At 49.7% G+C, this 15,791-nt stretch carries 15 protein-coding genes and 1 tRNA gene; all 16 read left to right on the top strand.

The window, feature by feature from the left end; genetic code table 11:
• Positions 1-2 precede the first annotated feature (2 nt).
• Positions 3-1,679: a ribonuclease J gene (locus SHK35_RS06140; RefSeq protein ID WP_318702731.1), complete on the top strand. Its 1,677-nt coding sequence runs from the start codon at positions 3-5 to the stop codon at positions 1,677-1,679.
• A gap of 36 nt (positions 1,680-1,715) precedes the next feature.
• On the top strand, positions 1,716-2,036 hold the full coding sequence (locus tag SHK35_RS06135; protein WP_318709094.1) for a YlbF family regulator: 321 nt from the start codon (positions 1,716-1,718) through the stop codon (positions 2,034-2,036).
• A gap of 20 nt (positions 2,037-2,056) precedes the next feature.
• On the top strand, positions 2,057-2,440 hold the full coding sequence (locus tag SHK35_RS06130; RefSeq protein WP_318702733.1) for an endolytic transglycosylase MltG: 384 nt from the start codon (positions 2,057-2,059) through the stop codon (positions 2,438-2,440).
• Positions 2,441-2,449: 9 nt separating this feature from the next.
• On the top strand, positions 2,450-3,091 hold the full coding sequence (locus SHK35_RS06125) for an O-methyltransferase (RefSeq protein WP_318709093.1): 642 nt from the start codon (positions 2,450-2,452) through the stop codon (positions 3,089-3,091).
• 39 nt (positions 3,092-3,130) lie between these two features.
• Complete coding sequence (locus SHK35_RS06120) at positions 3,131-4,375, top strand: peptidase U32 family protein (protein WP_318702735.1); 1,245 nt, start codon at positions 3,131-3,133, stop codon at positions 4,373-4,375.
• Positions 4,376-4,664: 289 nt separating this feature from the next.
• On the top strand, positions 4,665-6,785 hold the full coding sequence (locus SHK35_RS06115; RefSeq protein WP_318709091.1) for a glutamine synthetase III family protein: 2,121 nt from the start codon (positions 4,665-4,667) through the stop codon (positions 6,783-6,785).
• A 187-nt stretch (positions 6,786-6,972) separates the two neighbouring features.
• A tRNA-Gln gene (locus SHK35_RS06110) sits at positions 6,973-7,044 on the top strand.
• Positions 7,045-7,175: 131 nt separating this feature from the next.
• Entirely contained in the window at positions 7,176-8,168 is a 993-nt protein-coding gene (locus SHK35_RS06105; protein ID WP_318702737.1) for a CPBP family intramembrane glutamic endopeptidase, read from the top strand.
• A 16-nt stretch (positions 8,169-8,184) separates the two neighbouring features.
• A complete protein-coding gene (locus SHK35_RS06100; protein ID WP_318709089.1) occupies positions 8,185-8,913 on the top strand; it encodes an acyl-[acyl-carrier-protein] thioesterase in 729 nt (242 codons plus the stop codon).
• A complete protein-coding gene (locus tag SHK35_RS06095; RefSeq protein ID WP_318702739.1) occupies positions 8,907-9,743 on the top strand; it encodes a CvfB family protein in 837 nt (278 codons plus the stop codon). Before SHK35_RS06100 ends, SHK35_RS06095 begins: the two co-directional genes overlap by 7 nt.
• Before the next feature lie 70 nt (positions 9,744-9,813).
• Positions 9,814-10,005, top strand: a complete 192-nt coding sequence (locus SHK35_RS06090) for a YjfB family protein (protein ID WP_318702740.1) — start codon at positions 9,814-9,816, stop codon at positions 10,003-10,005.
• A gap of 150 nt (positions 10,006-10,155) precedes the next feature.
• Complete coding sequence (locus tag SHK35_RS06085; RefSeq protein ID WP_318709087.1) at positions 10,156-11,241, top strand: PucR family transcriptional regulator; 1,086 nt, start codon at positions 10,156-10,158, stop codon at positions 11,239-11,241.
• A gap of 101 nt (positions 11,242-11,342) precedes the next feature.
• The gene (ftsE, locus tag SHK35_RS06080) at positions 11,343-12,029 is read left to right on the top strand and encodes a cell division ATP-binding protein FtsE (RefSeq protein ID WP_318702834.1); all 687 of its coding nucleotides are present in this window, start codon (positions 11,343-11,345) and stop codon (positions 12,027-12,029) included.
• Positions 12,019-12,954 carry a permease-like cell division protein FtsX gene (ftsX, locus tag SHK35_RS06075; RefSeq protein WP_318709085.1) on the top strand — a complete coding sequence of 312 codons (936 nt, stop codon included), beginning with the start codon at positions 12,019-12,021 and terminating at the stop codon, positions 12,952-12,954. The genes ftsE and ftsX overlap by 11 nt, the downstream gene beginning before the upstream one ends.
• Positions 12,955-12,970: 16 nt before the next feature.
• Positions 12,971-14,200: a murein hydrolase activator EnvC family protein gene (locus SHK35_RS06070; protein WP_318709084.1), complete on the top strand. Its 1,230-nt coding sequence runs from the start codon at positions 12,971-12,973 to the stop codon at positions 14,198-14,200.
• Between the two features lie 42 nt (positions 14,201-14,242).
• Positions 14,243-15,562: a S41 family peptidase gene (locus SHK35_RS06065; protein ID WP_318709083.1), complete on the top strand. Its 1,320-nt coding sequence runs from the start codon at positions 14,243-14,245 to the stop codon at positions 15,560-15,562.
• The last annotated feature ends 229 nt before the right edge of the window (positions 15,563-15,791 follow it).

Here is a 15,791-nt window from a genome sequence, read left to right as displayed (position 1 = left end):
GATTGAAGAAGAAAAAAGAGAATAATTCTGTCTCCGGGCTGAAAATCATCCCTTTGGGAGGTCTGGAGCAAATTGGCATGAACATTACTGCCTTTGAATATGAGGACAGTATTGTTGTGGTGGACTGCGGCCTTTCTTTTCCGGCAGACGACATGCTGGGGATTGACCTGGTGATTCCGGATGTGACCTATCTGAAGGACAACGTTGACAAGGTCAAGGGCTTTGTGATCACCCACGGACACGAGGATCACATCGGGGCTCTTCCCTATGTTCTGCGGGAGCTGAATGTTCCTGTATATGCCACCAGGCTCACTATGGGCATCATTGAAAACAAGCTGACGGAGCACAATCTGCTTCGCAGCACCAAACGCAAGGTGGTAAAATTCGGGCAATCCATCAATCTGGGAAAATTCCGCATTGAATTTATCAAGACCAACCACAGCATTGTGGACGCGGCAGCCCTGGCGATCTATTCTCCGGCAGGCGTGGTAGTGCACACCGGGGACTTTAAGGTGGATTATACGCCGGTGTTTGGCGACGCTATTGACCTGCAGCGTTTTGCAGAGCTGGGGAAAAAGGGTGTGCTGGCGCTGATGTGCGACTCCACAAACGCAGAACGTCCGGGCTTTACGCCGTCGGAGAAAACGGTGGGCAGAACCTTTGACACCCTGTTTGAGGAGCATAAGAACACAAGAATTTTTGTGGCGACCTTTGCCTCCAATGTGGATCGTGTGCAGCAGATCATCAATACGGCGTACAAATTCGGCAGAAAGGTAGCTGTGGAGGGCCGGAGCATGGTGAATATCATAGACACGGCCATGAAGCTGGAGTGCATCAGCATACCGGATAATACGCTGGTGGACATTGACCAGATGAAGAATTATCCCAGTGAAAAGCAGGTGATTATCACTACCGGAAGCCAGGGGGAGAGCATGGCGGCCCTGAGCCGCATGGCCAACAATATGCACCGCAAGATCACCATCGGTGCGGGGGATACGGTGATTTTCTCCTCCAACCCCATACCGGGAAACGAAAAGTCTGTTACGAAGATCATAAACGAGCTGCTGCGCAAGGGGGCTGATGTTATTTTCCAGGACGCCCATGTGTCGGGACATGCCTGTCAGGAGGAGATCAAGCTGATTTATACCCTGATTCGTCCCAAATACGCAATCCCCGTACACGGTGAGTACAAGCATCTTACTGCCCAGGCCAAAATTGCGGCAAGCCTTGGCATAGAGAAGGATCACATTTTCATCCTCTCATCCGGGGATGTGCTCGAGTTGACGAAAGAGCAGGCTAAGGTAACGGGCAAGGTTCCTGTGGGAGCTATTTTAGTGGACGGTCTGGGCGTAGGCGATGTGGGGAATGTGGTGCTTCGGGACCGTCAGCATCTTGCAGAGGACGGCATTATGATTGTGGTTATGAGCCTTGATAAGGTAAGTGGTCTTTTGGCGGCCGGGCCGGATATCGTATCCAGAGGGTTTGTGTATGTGAAGGAATCCGATGAACTGATTGAGGAAGCCCGTCATACGGTGGACGAAGCCATCCAGAGCTGTCTTGACAAGGGCATTACAGACTGGGGCAAATTGAAATCCACAACCAAGGATGTGCTGGGGGATTATGTGTGGAAAAAGACGAAGAGACGTCCCATGATACTGCCTATTATCATGGAAGTATGAAAAAGGTTTGCAAATTAGCTGGAGTAAGAGTACAATATGAGCAAAATTGACCGCGCAGTGGAAGACTTTATTGCTGTGATTATGGAGACGGATGAGTATAAGGAATACGATGCACAGCGAAACAAGGTGAAGCAGTATCCGGAACTGAAGGCGCAGATAGACGAGTACAGGCGCCGCAATTATCTGATGCAGACAAGGGAAGACACTGCGTTTGAAATGATAGACCAGTTTGAAAGAGAATATGAGGATTTCAGAGAGATCCCTCTGGTTGCGGACTTTCTGGCTGCGGAGCTGGCTTTCTGCAGAATGATACAGAGAATCAACATCCGTATTACGGAAGCAGTCCATTTTGAGTAGAGAAAAGGAAAGGGATGGGAATGAACTCAGGTAATTTAGTTGGGGCGGTGATGGGGGCGGTTCTAAAGGCAGCGGCGGCTGTAGTGGTGATTTTTCTAATCTACAGAGGAGCGTCGGTGTGCTATGACTACGGTTACCGTATTTTTACGGAGCCGGCCGTTTCCTCGGGAGAGGGCAGAAGCGTCACGGTGACCATTACGGAGGATATGTCCCCGGCGGATATAGGAGAGCTCTTTCAGACCAAGGGACTGGTGGAGGATGCAACCTTATTTACGCTCCAATACTATTTCTCGGAATTTCGCAGGGATGTGAAGCCGGGAGAGTATGAGCTGAGCACCTCCATGACGGCGGAGGAGATGATGGAGGTTATGGCCTCTGACCAGGAGGAAGGGGACGCCTCATAAGGAGAGGATATGATCGTAAATGAAAGAATGACGGCCTTTATTGACTCCCTGGACCGGGGCAACCCGGCCTTTTTGGATGAGATCGAAAAATATGCTGTAAGGGAGCAGGTGCCTGTCATCCGCAAATCTATGCAGAGTCTTTTGAAGTTTATTCTCGCGTACGCAAAGCCGAGGAGCATCCTGGAGGTCGGGACAGCCATCGGCTTTTCTGCGCTTTTGATGAGCGAATATGCGCCTTCGGACTGTGCAATAACCACCATAGAAAAATATGAGAAACGGATTCCTGTGGCCAGAGAGAATTTTCGAAGGGCCGGCAGGGAGGATCGAATAAAGCTGCTGGAGGGGGACGCCATGGAGCTTCTGCCTGCCCTGGAGGGAGGCTTTGATCTGATTTTTATGGACGCGGCAAAGGGACAATACATTCATTTTCTGCCGGAGATTTTGCGGCTGTTAAAGCCGGGCGGACTTTTGATTTCAGACAATGTGCTGCAGGAGGGGGATGTGGCGGAATCCCGGTTTGCAGTGACCAGACGAAACCGGACCATTCATGCCCGGATGCGGGAATACCTTTATCAGCTTAAGCATCACCCGCAGCTTGAGACGGTGATCCTTCCGGTGGGAGACGGTGTGACCTTAAGCACCAGATTGTAAGAAAGAGCGCAGACAAGGCGGCGCGGAAATGAGGAAAAAATGACGAGAAAAAAACCGGAGCTTCTGGTTCCTGCCAGCAGCTTAGAGGTGCTGAAAACAGCGGTGAGATTCGGAGCGGACGCAGTCTATATCGGTGGAGAGGCTTTTGGACTGCGGGCAAAGGCAAAGAATTTTTCCATGGAGGATATGGCGGAGGGAATTGCATTTGCCCACAGACATAGGGTTAAGGTTTATGTGACGGCCAATATTCTGGCCCATAATGATGATCTGGAGTCTGCAGAGGAATATTTCAGGGAGCTTAGGGACATGAAGCCGTTTCCGGCAGATGCGCTGATTATTTCAGACCCGGGGATGTTTGTCCTGGCAAAAAGAGTGTGGCCCCAGGTGGAAATCCATATATCCACACAGGCCAATAATACCAACTACGGAACCTATCTTTTCTGGTGGGCCCAGGGAGCAAAAAGGGTGGTTTCTGCAAGGGAGCTGTCTCTGAAGGAAATCCGCGAGATCCGGGAGCATATCCCGGCAGAAATGGAGATTGAGAGCTTTGTGCACGGAGCCATGTGCATTTCTTATTCCGGCCGCTGCCTGCTGAGCAATTATTTTACGGGAAGGGATGCCAATCAGGGCGCCTGTACCCATCCCTGCCGCTGGAAATATGCCGTTGTGGAGGAGACAAGGCCCGGAGAGTATATGCCTGTATACGAAAATGAGAGGGGCACCTTTTTGTTCAATGCAAAGGACCTGTGCATGATTGAGCATATTCCGGAGCTTTTAGAGGCAGGAATTGACAGCCTGAAAATTGAGGGACGCATGAAAACGGCCTTGTATGTGGCTGTGGTGGCAAGAACCTATAGAAGGGCTATCGACGATTATCTGGAGGATGAGGAAAAGTACAGAAAAAATATGGACTGGTACCGGGCGGAAATTGCAAAATGCACCTACCGCCAGTTCAGCACGGGCTTTTATTTTGGGAAGCCTGATGAGACCTCTCAGATTTATGACAACAGCACCTATGTGAGCGAATATACCTATCTTGGGATCGTGGAAGAGGTGAAGGATTCCCTGGCAAGGATAGAGCAGCGCAATAAGTTTTGTGCAGGAGATATGATTGAGATTATGAAGCCGGACGGCAGCAATGTGCCTGTGACAGTGGAGGCCATTTACAACGCCCGGGAAGAAAGGGTGGACAGCGCGCCCCATCCCAGGGAGCTTTTGTGGGTAAAGCTGTCTCATACGCCGGAGCCCTTTGATCTGCTGCGGGTACAGAAGGGCCTGCGCTAAGCCCATTGTACAAAGTGAACAGCAAAGCCTCAAAAATGCTTTGTTTTTTTACAAAAAGTGAGAAAAATAAATTTGGGTATTGCAATTTTCTAAAATTTAAGGTATCTTAATAAAAAATAAAGCAGAGGCTGTTGACTTTTGCTTTCCACACATAGGTATCCAAGAACGAAGATGTTCCAACAGTAACAGGTTTACTTTGGAACGTTTTTTTATAGGCGGGTATAGAGCAGCTTCAGGACTTCCTATGGGGGTGGAGATTGGAAATGAAAAGAGAAAGGAAGTAGGGAAAATGAGCGAAGTTTTAAATGTGGAAGAAATTTTTGCCAGCAAAGTGTTTACACTGGGGAAAATGAGGGAGAGACTTCCCAAGAGTGTGTACAAAGAGGTAAAAAAGGTCATGGAGCATGGCGGCGAGTTATCCCTGGAGGACGCCGATGTAGTGGCTAAGGCCATGAAGGACTGGGCTGTTGAAAACGGAGCTACCCATTATACCCACTGGTTTCAGCCGTTAACCGGCATTACGGCGGAGAAGCATGACGCATTTGTGTCCCATCCCGATGAGGACGGCAAAATGATTATGGAATTTTCCGGCAAGGAGCTGATCAAGGGTGAGCCGGACGCCTCCTCCTTCCCCTCCGGCGGACTGCGCGCTACCTTCGAGGCGAGAGGCTATACGGCATGGGATATTACTTCTCCTGCATTTCTGAAGGAAGACGCTACTGGCGTGATTCTTTGTATTCCCACTGCATTTTGCTCCTATAAGGGAGAGGCCCTGGATAAAAAGACCCCCCTGCTGCGTTCCATGGAGGCCATCAGCCAGCAGGCAGTGCGTATTGTAAGGCTTTTTGGCAATGATCAGGCTACCAAGGTGACGGCCAGCGTAGGACCTGAGCAGGAGTATTTTCTGGTGGACAGAGAGAAATATCTGCAGAGAAAGGACCTGATTTTTGCAGGCCGCACGCTTTTTGGAGCTCCGGCGCCAAAGGGACAGGAGCTGGAGGATCATTATTTCGGCACCATTCGTGAGAGAATCGGTTCCTTTATGAAGGATTTAAACATAGAGCTGTGGAAGCTGGGCGTTACCGCCAAGACCCAGCACAATGAAGTGGCGCCCGCCCAGCATGAGCTTGCTCCCATTTATGAGACGGCAAACATTGCGGTGGATCACAATCAGCTGGTGATGGAGACGATGAAAAAAGTAGCGTGCCGCCATGGTATGTACTGTCTGCTCAATGAAAAGCCCTTTGCAGGAGTGAACGGCTCAGGAAAACATAACAACTGGTCTCTGGGAACGGACAATGGGGTAAACCTCCTTGATCCCGGTGATACGCCCAACGAGAATATTCAGTTTCTGCTGGTGCTGGCGTGTATCCTGAAGGCTGTGGATACCCACGCAGATCTGCTCCGCCAGAGCGCGTCGGATGTGGGAAATGACCACAGACTGGGTGCAAATGAGGCGCCCCCTGCTATCATTTCCGTATTTCTGGGAGAACAGCTTGAGGATGTGGTGAAGCAGCTGGTTGAGACAGGAGAGGCCGCTCACTTGATTGAAGGCGGCAAGCTTGCAACCGGTGTATCCACCCTTCCGGATCTGGATAAGGATGCCACGGACAGAAACAGGACTTCACCTTTTGCCTTCACCGGAAACAAGTTCGAATTCCGCATGGTGGGAAGCTCGGATTCCATCGCAAGTCCAAACACTACACTGAACGCTATTGTTGCAGAAGCCTTCTGCGAGGCTGCGGACATTCTGGAGCCTGCCAAGGAGGCTGGAAATTTTGAGGCAGCAGTGCATGACTTGATTAAGGAATATCTGACCAAGCATCAGAGAATCATTTTCAACGGCAACGGCTATTCGGAGGAATGGGTGCAGGAAGCAGAGAGAAGAGGACTCCCCAACATCAAGTCCATGGTGGAGGCCGTGGAGACGCTCACCACAGAGAAGTCCATCAGGCTGTTTGAAAAATTCGGCATTTTCACCAAGGCGGAGCTGGAGTCCCGCAAGGAGGTGCTCTATGAGACCTATTCCAAGACCATAAACATAGAGGCGCTGACCATGATCGATATGGCAAAGAAGCAGATTCTTCCTGCGGTGATCGGTTATACCAAATCTCTTGCGGATACTGTGATTGCTGTAAAGGAGGCGGGAGCGGATGCGTCTGTTCAGGCACAGCTGCTAAACGAGGTATCTATGAAGCTGGCAGAGGCTAAGACGGCTTTGCAGGAGCTGGAGAATAAAGTGACAGCGGCAGGCGGCATTGAGAGCCAGAAGGAGCTTGCGTTCTTCTTTAAGGACCAGGTGAGGGCAGCCATGGACGCCTTGAGGGCACCCGTGGATGAGCTGGAAATGCTGGTGGACAAAAAGGTATGGCCCATGCCTACCTATGGAGATTTGATCTTTGAGGTTTAATATTATGGGAAGCGTCCTGCAGGCTGAAAGAAGCCTGCAGGACGCTCTGCTCATAAGCTGCACAACAAGCAGCTTCATGCAGGCATGATTTGCTTGTTATGCAGCTTATGGCTGAAATTAAAAAAATTTAAATTGGGTATTGCAAAACCAAAACACTTCGTGTATAATACATCAAGTAGCGCAAAATAGGGCTATCGCCAAACGGTAAGGCAACGGACTCTGACTCCGTCATTTCAAGGTTCGAATCCTTGTAGCCCTGTTTAAAAACCTCAGCAGAGAAACTTGCTGAGGTTTTTCATTTCTGGCAGCATTTCAACCATAATTGTCTTGCGCTTGGGAGTGTGTTCTGGTAAAGTGAATTTGACAGAATGCGAAGGGAGAAATGGGGTTATGGAAGATACAATTAAGCAGGCCAGGGGAAGCTTTTCAAAGCTTGGAGGATTTTTTATGCTGGGCACACTGGTAATTTTTGCGGTGCAGCTTTTGCCGGCTTTTATCCTTCAAATAGTAAAGCCTGAGTGGATGAACAACGGGGACATCGCGCTGCTCGTGACAATTATACCTATGTATGTGCTGGGAATGCCGTTTTTGATCTGGCTTTTAAAGAAGCTTCCGGCGCAGACTCCTCAGCGCCACGCCATGTCGGCGGGACAGTTTGGGGTGTCATTTCTCATGTGCTATGCTATCATGTTTTGCTGTAATCTGCTGGGGAATATTGTCACCATGGTGATTGGCCTTCTTAAGGGAGGAGCCGTGCAGAATACCATATTGGATGTGGCCACCTCCAGCAATATGGTGATTACCTTTGTGTACATGGTGATCTGCGCGCCTGTTTTTGAGGAATATATTTTCCGCAAGCTGATTATTGACAGCACCATGCGGTACGGACAGGGCGTTGCCATTCTGTTGTCGGGGCTGATGTTCGGCCTGTTTCACGGCAACTTGAATCAATTTGTCTACGCCTTCGGACTGGGGCTGTTTTTGGCGTTTTTATATGTGAGGACGGGCAGTTTAAAGATTACCATAGCGCTGCATATGATCATAAACTTTTTGGGCGGCATCGTCGGGGTGCTGATCTTGCAGCTCATCGATATGCAGGGACTTACGGAGGCGCTTGCAAGCGGGGACACCCAGGTTCTGATGGAGTATTACAGCAGCCATTTGGCAGGATGGGCGGTTTACGGCGTGTATGCGATTTTGATTCTTGCCGCCGTAATCACGGGAGTGGTTTTGCTGATCGTGTTCCGCAAACGGTTTACCCTGCCTGGAAATGAACGGGTGATTCCCAGGGGCAAAGGCTTTTCTACCGTGATTCTCAATCCGGGCATGGCAGTTTACTGTCTGTTCTGGCTTGCCATGATTTTATTGCAGCTGTTTCAGTAAAAAGCAGGAGGCATAAATGTATACTTTTGACAGCAGAGTCCGCTACAGTGAGACGGACAGCGAGGGAAAGCTGACGTTATCTTCCCTCCTAAACTATTTTCAGGATTGTTCCACCTTTCAGTCGGAGGAACTGGGAATGGGAATATCTTATCTGCGGGAAAGGCATCTGGTATGGGTGCTGTCCTCTTGGCAGATTGTGGTAGACCGGTATCCGGGATTGTGTGAGAAGGTGCAGACGGGAACCTTTCCTTATGCCTTCAAAGGTTTTCTGGGCTATCGTAATTTTACCATGACAGATTCGGAGGGCGCTTACCTGGCCCGTGCCAATTCGCTATGGACTTTATTGTGCACAGATACGGAAAAACCGGCCATGCCGCCTAAGGAAATGATAGAGGCGTATGCCTTGGAGGAAAAGCTTGACATGGACTATGCGCCCCGTAAAATTCAGATTCCGGGGGAGAGCGTCCACAAGGAGCCTATTGTGGTGAAAAAGCACAACCTGGATACCAATCATCATGTGAACAACGGGCAGTATGTGGACATAGCCATGGAATATCTGCCGGAGGATTTTACGGTGGGCCAGCTTCGGGCAGAATATAAAAAGCAGGCGTTTTTAGACGATATTTTTTATCCCTATGTGGCCGGTGAAGAGAACAAAATAGTGGTGGTTCTGGCAGACGCAGATGACAGACCCTATGTTTGTGTGGAGTTTCAGAGAAAGGAGTCCGTGGGACACAGATGTTGAGACTGGGAGAAAAGCAGCAGCTTGAGATTGTAAAGAAAGTGGATTTCGGCGTTTATCTGGCCGAAGAAGGAATGGGACAGGAGGAGCGTGTGCTTCTGCCTGCAAAGCAGGTTCCGGAAGGCAGCAGGGTGGGAGACATCCTTGAGGTATTTCTGTACAGGGATTCCCAGGACAGGCTCATTGCCACCACAAGGCAGCCGGCTCTGGTGCTGGGGCAGACGGCGGAGCTTACGGTTGTGCAGACGGGAAGGATAGGCGCCTTTTTGGACTGGGGATTGGAAAAGGACCTGCTGCTCCCCTTTAAAGAACAGAAAAAGAAGGTGAACACCGGGGATAAGGTGCTGGTTTCCCTTTATATTGACAAAAGCAAGCGGCTCTGCGCCACTATGAACGTATATCCCAATCTGCGCACGGATAGCCCGTACCAAAAGGATGACAGAGTAAGGGGACGGGTTTACGAGATCAGCGGCAATTTCGGAGCATTTGTGGCGGTGGACAATCAATATTCGGGCCTGATTCCCAAAAAGGAGCTTTACGGCAGAGTGGAGCTGGGCGAGGATGTGGAGGCCCGGGTGGTGAAGGTGCACGAGGATGGCAAGCTGGAGCTGAGTATCCGGGAGAAGGCCTACATTCAAATGGAAAAGGATGCTCAGGAGCTGTTAAGCCTTTTGGAGCAAAAGGGAGGAAGGCTTCCCTTCAATGACAAGAGCTCGCCGGAGATAATCCGTCAGAATACGGGCATGAGCAAAAACGAGTTTAAGCGGGCTGTGGGCAATCTGCTGAAGGCGGGAAAAATAGAGATTGCAGAAAACGCCATTCTTATGATATGATATGCTAAAGGAGCAGAATCGTTTTGCTGTGCGGATTGTCCGCAGACGGCGGGAAAGGTGAGGAGTTAGTATGGATATTGCAGGTTTATCTACACAGATGGCAGTTACCTCCCTGCAGGCTAAGGTGGGTACGGCGGTGCTGGGGAAGGCTATGGATACCAGCGAGGCTTTGGGCGCCGGGCTTGTAGAGATGATTGACGCTGCAGCAATGGAGCGCAGTGTGTATCCTGAGCTGGGAGCCAACATAGACATGAGAATCTGAGCGCTGCCGAAAAGGAATGATTGTGAGGGGCTGGCCGCATGAGACAGATGCGGCTGGCCTTTTTGTGAATTTACATAAAATCCTATTGCTTTTTTGGTGATTTTTTTGTACATTTGTATTATACGTTCAAAATCAATAAGGAGTGGGATTATGATATCAAATCAGATTTTGCAGAACACCATCGACGGACTCAAGGCCATAGCCCGGGTAGATTTTTGCGTTATGGATGTGGACGGAAAAGACGTTGCATCTACCATAGATATGAGCAGCTGCTCCAAGGCTGCGGTGGAATTTGCGGTATCCCCGGCGGATTCCCAGGAGATACAGGGATATCAGTATTTCAAGATTTTTGACGAGCAGCAGCTGGAGTATGTGCTGGTGATAGCAGGCACGGGAGAGGATGTTTATACCATCGGCAAAATGGTGGCGTTTCAGATACAGAATCTTCTGGTGGCTTATAAGGAGCGTTTTGATAAGGATAATTTTATCAAAAACCTGCTGCTTGACAACCTGCTCCTTGTGGATATCTACAGCCGTTCTAAGAAGCTGCACATTCAGGCGGATGTTCCCCGGGTGGTCATGATTGTGGAGTCTGCAAATGGCAAAGACAATAATGCTTTGGAGCTTTCCAGGGGTTATTTCGGGGTAAACAGCAGAGATTTTGTCACCGCTGTGGATGAGAATAATGTCATTGTGGTGAAGGAGCTGTCAGAGGGAGACCTTGGCCGGGAGATTGAAAAAGCGGCCAGAGGGCTGGAAAACTGCCTGCAGAAGGAGGGCATAAAGGACATCCGCATCGCCTATGGCACGGTGGTTCATGAAATTAAGGAGGTAAGCCGTTCCTATAAGGAGGCAAAGATGGCGCTGGACGTTGGAAAAATCTTTTTTGATGAGAGGGACATCATTGCCTACAGCGAGCTTGGAATCGGTCGGTTGATTTACCAGCTTCCCATTCCTCTGTGCAAAATGTTTATCCGAGAGATTTTCGGGGGGAAGAGTCCCGATGAGTTTGATGAGGAGACACTGACTACCATTCACAAATTTTTTGAAAACAGCCTGAATGTGTCGGAGACCTCCAGACAGCTTTTCATCCACCGGAACACATTGGTGTACCGTCTGGATAAGCTGCAGAAAAGCACCGGCCTGGATCTGCGTGTGTTTGAGGACGCCATTACCTTCAAGATCGCCCTGATGGTAGTAAAATATATGAAATATATGGAAACCTTTGAATACTAATTTCGTTGTATACTGTAAGAAAACATAAGATAGGCGGCATACCAATGGCAAATAAGGAATATTTACGAAGAAAAAGGGAGCAGATGATAGAGGAAAAGGGCATTATTTATTTGGATAATGTGAGCAAATCCTATTCTACGGGCTCCCCGGCGTTAAACGGAATCACCCTGAGCATTGGAAGGGGAGAGTTTGTTTTTGTAGTCGGAGACAGCGGCTCTGGGAAATCCACGCTGATCAGACTTCTGCTGCGGGAGCTTACTGCAACCAGCGGCAGTGTTTATGTTATGGGGAATGATCTGGCAAGGCTTAAGCACAGACAGATACCCAAATTCAGAAGGAATCTGGGCATTGTGTTCCAGGATTTCCGTCTTTTAAACGACAGAAACGTCTATGAGAACGTGGCCTTTGCACAGAGAATCATAGAGACGCCGGTGAATGAGATCAGAAGGAATGTGCCGGCTATACTGGCAACGGTAGGTCTGGCGGGCAAGTACAAGGCAAAGACCAGGCAGCTGTCCGGTGGAGAACAGCAGAGAGTGGCTCTGGCCAGAGCCCTGGTGAACAGTCCTTCCATTTTGCTGGCGGACGAGCCTACGGGCAATCTGGACCCTAAAAATTCCTGGGAGATTATGCGGCTTTTGGAGGAAATCAATGAAAGCGGCACTACAGTGGTGGTGGTCACCCACAACAGAGAGATTGTGAATGCCATGCAGAAGCGTGTGGTTACTATGAAAAAGGGCATTATTGTCAGCGATCAGGAGAAGGGCGGTTATATTGATGAAGATTAGCACATTGTTTTATACCATCAAGCAGGGATTTGTCAATATTTTCCGAAACAAATGGTTTTCTCTGGCATCCATTGCCACCATTTCGGCGTGTCTGTTCCTGTTTGGCCTGTTTTACGCCATTGTGGCAAATTTTCAAAACATTTTGAGAACAGCGGAGGAAGGGGTTTCCGTAACTGTGTTTTTCCACAGCGAGAGTGATGAGTGCGAAAGTCATACGGAGGACCAGCTTCCCACGGATCAGCGTATTGAGGAAATCGGGCAGCAGATTGCGGCCCGCATGGAGGTGTCGGATGTAAAGTTTGTGTCCGACGATGAGGCGTGGGAAACCTTTGCGGCGGATTATTACGGGGATGATTATTCCGCAGGCTTTCCTGAGAATCCGCTGGAGGGTGAGGATAACTATGAGGTGTATTTAAGTGATGTGTCCATGCAGAGTGCTCTTGTGACCTGGCTGGAATCCATACCGGAGGTACGAAAGGTCAATTATTCCGAGCTCACCGCCAATACCCTAAGCGGCGTCAATCTGCTGATCGCTTATGTGTCAGTGGGAATTATTATAATTTTGCTGGGAGTCAGTATTTTCCTGATCAGCAATACGGTAGCCATCGGAATTTCTGTCCGCAAGGAGGAGATTAATATTATGAAATACATCGGGGCTACGGATTTCTTTGTAAGGGCGCCCTTTGTGCTGGAGGGTATGCTGATTGGTCTCGTGGGGGCTGCGGTGCCTCTTTGGATCATTCACAGCCTATATAACTATGTCTTGTCTTATGTGGTGGAGCGTTTTTCGGTTTTGAGTCAATTCTTAAACTTTTTGACAGTGGAGCAGGTTTTCCATGTTCTGACGCCGGTATCTCTTGGAGTGGGCGTGGGGATCGGCTTTTTGGGAAGTATTACTACTGTCAGAAAGCATCTTCATGTATAAATGATATGAGGCGCCTATGAAGAAAAAAAGTATTTTGCTCTGTCTGGCGGCTGCATTGCTTTTGGGTCTGACGATCCGGCCCGGGCTGCTGGCATCAGCTACCAGCATGTCCTCCATCACCTCGGACAGCATAAAGGAAAAGCAGGAGCAGATTGAGCAGGCTGAGAAGGAAAAGGAAACCCTTCAGAGTAATCTAAGTGACCTGAAGGAGATTAAAGAGAATCTGGAGACGGAAAAGACCAATCTGACAAATTATGTGGCGGAACTGGACAGAAACCTAAGCGATATCGAGGATAACATTACGGAATTGCGGCAGCAGATCAGCGCCAAGGAGGAGGAGATCACGCTCACCCAGGCGGAGCTGGACGCTGCCCTGGAAAAGGAAGAAAACCAGAAAGAATCCATGATTGCCCGCATAAGATGTATATATGAGAAGGGCCAGCCCCAGGTGGTGGAGCTTCTGGCCGGCTCAGAGAGCTTTGGAGATTTTTTAAACAAAGCGGATTATGTGGAAAAGACAGTGGCCTATGATAAGCAGATGTGGGAGGAGTACAAGGAGAACCGCCAGCTGATTGAGCTTTGCAAACAGGAGCTGGAGCTGGATAGGCAGATACTGGAGCAGGCCAAAACAAATGTGGAGACGGAACAGGCTAATCTGGAGGAGCTGATTGCACAGAAGAATCAGGACATCACGGAGTACGAGTCCGATATCTCCAATAAGGAGCAGGCCATAAAGGAATACGAGGCGGAACTTGCCGCCCAGAATGCGGAAATAGAAGCGCTGGAAGCGGCAATTGCCGAGGAGAAGAAGCAGATTCTGGCAAGCAGCGGCACTGTGTTAAGCTATGACGGCGGTATGTTTAAGTTTCCGCTGGCCTCCTATACCAGAATTTCGGACGATTACGGAATGAGAATCCACCCTACGCTGGGCGTGGAACAATTCCATAATGGAGTGGATTTTGCGTCCCCCAAGGGAACCGCTATCTATGCAGCTTATGACGGACAGGTGGTGGCAGCTACCTACAGCTCCACCATGGGGAATTATGTGATGATAGACCATGGCGATGGACTCTACACCATTTATATGCACGCCTCGGCGCTGTATGTGACAAAGGGAGATGTGGTTGTGAGAGGGGAAACCATTGCGGCGGTGGGAAGCACAGGGCGTTCTACGGGCAATCATCTTCATTTCAGCGTCCGTCTGAACGGGTCCTATGTGTCGCCGTGGAATTACCTGAGTGAGTAGAGAAAGCGGGTATGGAAGGAGCGCTGAAAAAGCGACGGAAATATGGACAATAACAGAGACAATAATTACTATGACTTGGATTCTATGAACAACAGAAGTATTAAACCAGAGGACGGCAATGGGAAAAAGGGGTCTTTTGTCAGCGGCGTTATTGCAGGACTGGCTGGTGCACTTTTGATTCTCAGCGTAATTTACCTTGGCACCAGACTGCAGCAGCTGGCCGGCGCGGGGAGAGATTCTGACGGCGCTTCCATGCTGGCACAGCTCCTTTCCGGAGACTCCTTTGTGGATGAGCAGACCATCTCCAAGCTGCAGACCATTGGGGATACAGTGAAGAAGTATTTTTATCTGTCAGAGGTGGAGGACGATGCCCTGGAGGAAGGGATGTACCGGGGAATGCTGGAAGCGCTGGACGACCCTTATTCGGAATATTATTCTGCAGAAGAGCTGGCCCAGATTATGGAGCAGACGGAAGGAATTTATTATGGCATTGGAGCCTATGTTTCTTTGGACACACTCACCTCTCTGCCGAAGATCAGCGGAGTGATTGAGGGAACCCCTGCCCAGGAGGCTGATCTTCGGGCAAACGACCTGATTTACCAGGTGGATGGGGTCTCCACCTATGGGCTGTCCCTGGACGAGGCGGTGGCTATGATAAAGGGAGAGGAGGGCACGCAGGTGACCCTCACCATTATCCGCGAGGGAGAGGACGACTATGTGGAGCTTATGGTGACACGCCGCCGGGTGGAATCTCCCACTGTGGAATTTGAGATGCTGGATGAGGAGACGGCCTACATTCAGATTGTGGAGTTTGACGATGTGACCATAGACCAGTTTGCGGACGCTTTGGCCACAGCCAAAGGTTCCGGGATGAAGGGACTGATTTTGGATCTTCGGGCCAATCCGGGGGGGAGCCTCAACGCTGTGGTGGAGGTGGCGCGTATGCTGCTTCCGGAGGGACTGATTGTGTACACTGAAGATAAATACGGGGAAAGAGAGGAGTACACCTGCGACGGAACCAGACAGCTGGAGGTTCCTCTTGTGGTGCTGGTGGATATGAATTCTGCCAGCGCGGCAGAGATTCTGGCGGGGGCCATAAAGGACTATGGCATTGGCACCCTGGTGGGAACCACCACCTTTGGCAAGGGAATCGTTCAGCAGATTATTCCTTTTTCCGACGGCTCTGCGGTGAAGCTTACTATAAGCAGCTATTTTACACCAAATGGCAACAATATCCATGGCATTGGAATTGAACCGGATATTCAGTGCGAATTTGACGCAGAAGCCTACTACAATACGGAAAATCCCTATGACAACCAGCTGGAGAGAGCCAGGGAAGTGCTGAAGGAAAAGATAGGATGACAGGACGGCACAAAAAGCGGAAGGTCTGACAGGCAGATTTTCCGCTTTTTTGCGCGTGCGCCTGGCGGCGCACGTTTCTAAGCCCGGAGGGTGGCTTTGGAAAACTATTTTCAGGAAAACAGAACAAATGTTTGTAAAAGCTATGGACATATGCTATAACCCGAGTTTGCCACTTGTAAATGAAAAATGGAGCCATACAGGCTCCAATTTTTTCAGTAAATATGCGAGT

The organism is Candidatus Acetatifactor stercoripullorum, from assembly GCF_944382095.1.
In the GTDB taxonomy this organism is placed as follows: domain Bacteria; phylum Bacillota; class Clostridia; order Lachnospirales; family Lachnospiraceae; genus Acetatifactor; species Acetatifactor stercoripullorum.
Note: the sequence above shows the minus strand (reverse complement) of the source record. Positions and strands in the feature narration are given on the sequence as shown.

Excerpts from the sequence above, each read along its gene's own strand:
- SHK35_RS06135 (WP_318709094.1), top strand. The coding sequence starts at position 1,716 with ATGAGCAAAATTGACCGCGCAGTGGAAGACTTTATTGCTGTGATTATG.
- SHK35_RS06130 (WP_318702733.1), top strand. The coding sequence starts at position 2,057 with ATGAACTCAGGTAATTTAGTTGGGGCGGTGATGGGGGCGGTTCTAAAG.
- SHK35_RS06125 (WP_318709093.1), top strand. The coding sequence starts at position 2,450 with ATGATCGTAAATGAAAGAATGACGGCCTTTATTGACTCCCTGGACCGG.
- SHK35_RS06120 (WP_318702735.1), top strand. The coding sequence starts at position 3,131 with ATGACGAGAAAAAAACCGGAGCTTCTGGTTCCTGCCAGCAGCTTAGAG.
- SHK35_RS06115 (WP_318709091.1), top strand. The coding sequence starts at position 4,665 with ATGAGCGAAGTTTTAAATGTGGAAGAAATTTTTGCCAGCAAAGTGTTT.
- SHK35_RS06105 (WP_318702737.1), top strand. The coding sequence starts at position 7,176 with ATGGAAGATACAATTAAGCAGGCCAGGGGAAGCTTTTCAAAGCTTGGA.
- SHK35_RS06100 (WP_318709089.1), top strand. The coding sequence starts at position 8,185 with ATGTATACTTTTGACAGCAGAGTCCGCTACAGTGAGACGGACAGCGAG.
- SHK35_RS06095 (WP_318702739.1), top strand. The coding sequence starts at position 8,907 with ATGTTGAGACTGGGAGAAAAGCAGCAGCTTGAGATTGTAAAGAAAGTG.
- SHK35_RS06090 (WP_318702740.1), top strand. The coding sequence starts at position 9,814 with ATGGATATTGCAGGTTTATCTACACAGATGGCAGTTACCTCCCTGCAG.
- SHK35_RS06085 (WP_318709087.1), top strand. The coding sequence starts at position 10,156 with ATGATATCAAATCAGATTTTGCAGAACACCATCGACGGACTCAAGGCC.
- ftsX (WP_318709085.1), top strand. The coding sequence starts at position 12,019 with ATGAAGATTAGCACATTGTTTTATACCATCAAGCAGGGATTTGTCAAT.
- SHK35_RS06070 (WP_318709084.1), top strand. The coding sequence starts at position 12,971 with ATGAAGAAAAAAAGTATTTTGCTCTGTCTGGCGGCTGCATTGCTTTTG.
- SHK35_RS06065 (WP_318709083.1), top strand. The coding sequence starts at position 14,243 with ATGGACAATAACAGAGACAATAATTACTATGACTTGGATTCTATGAAC.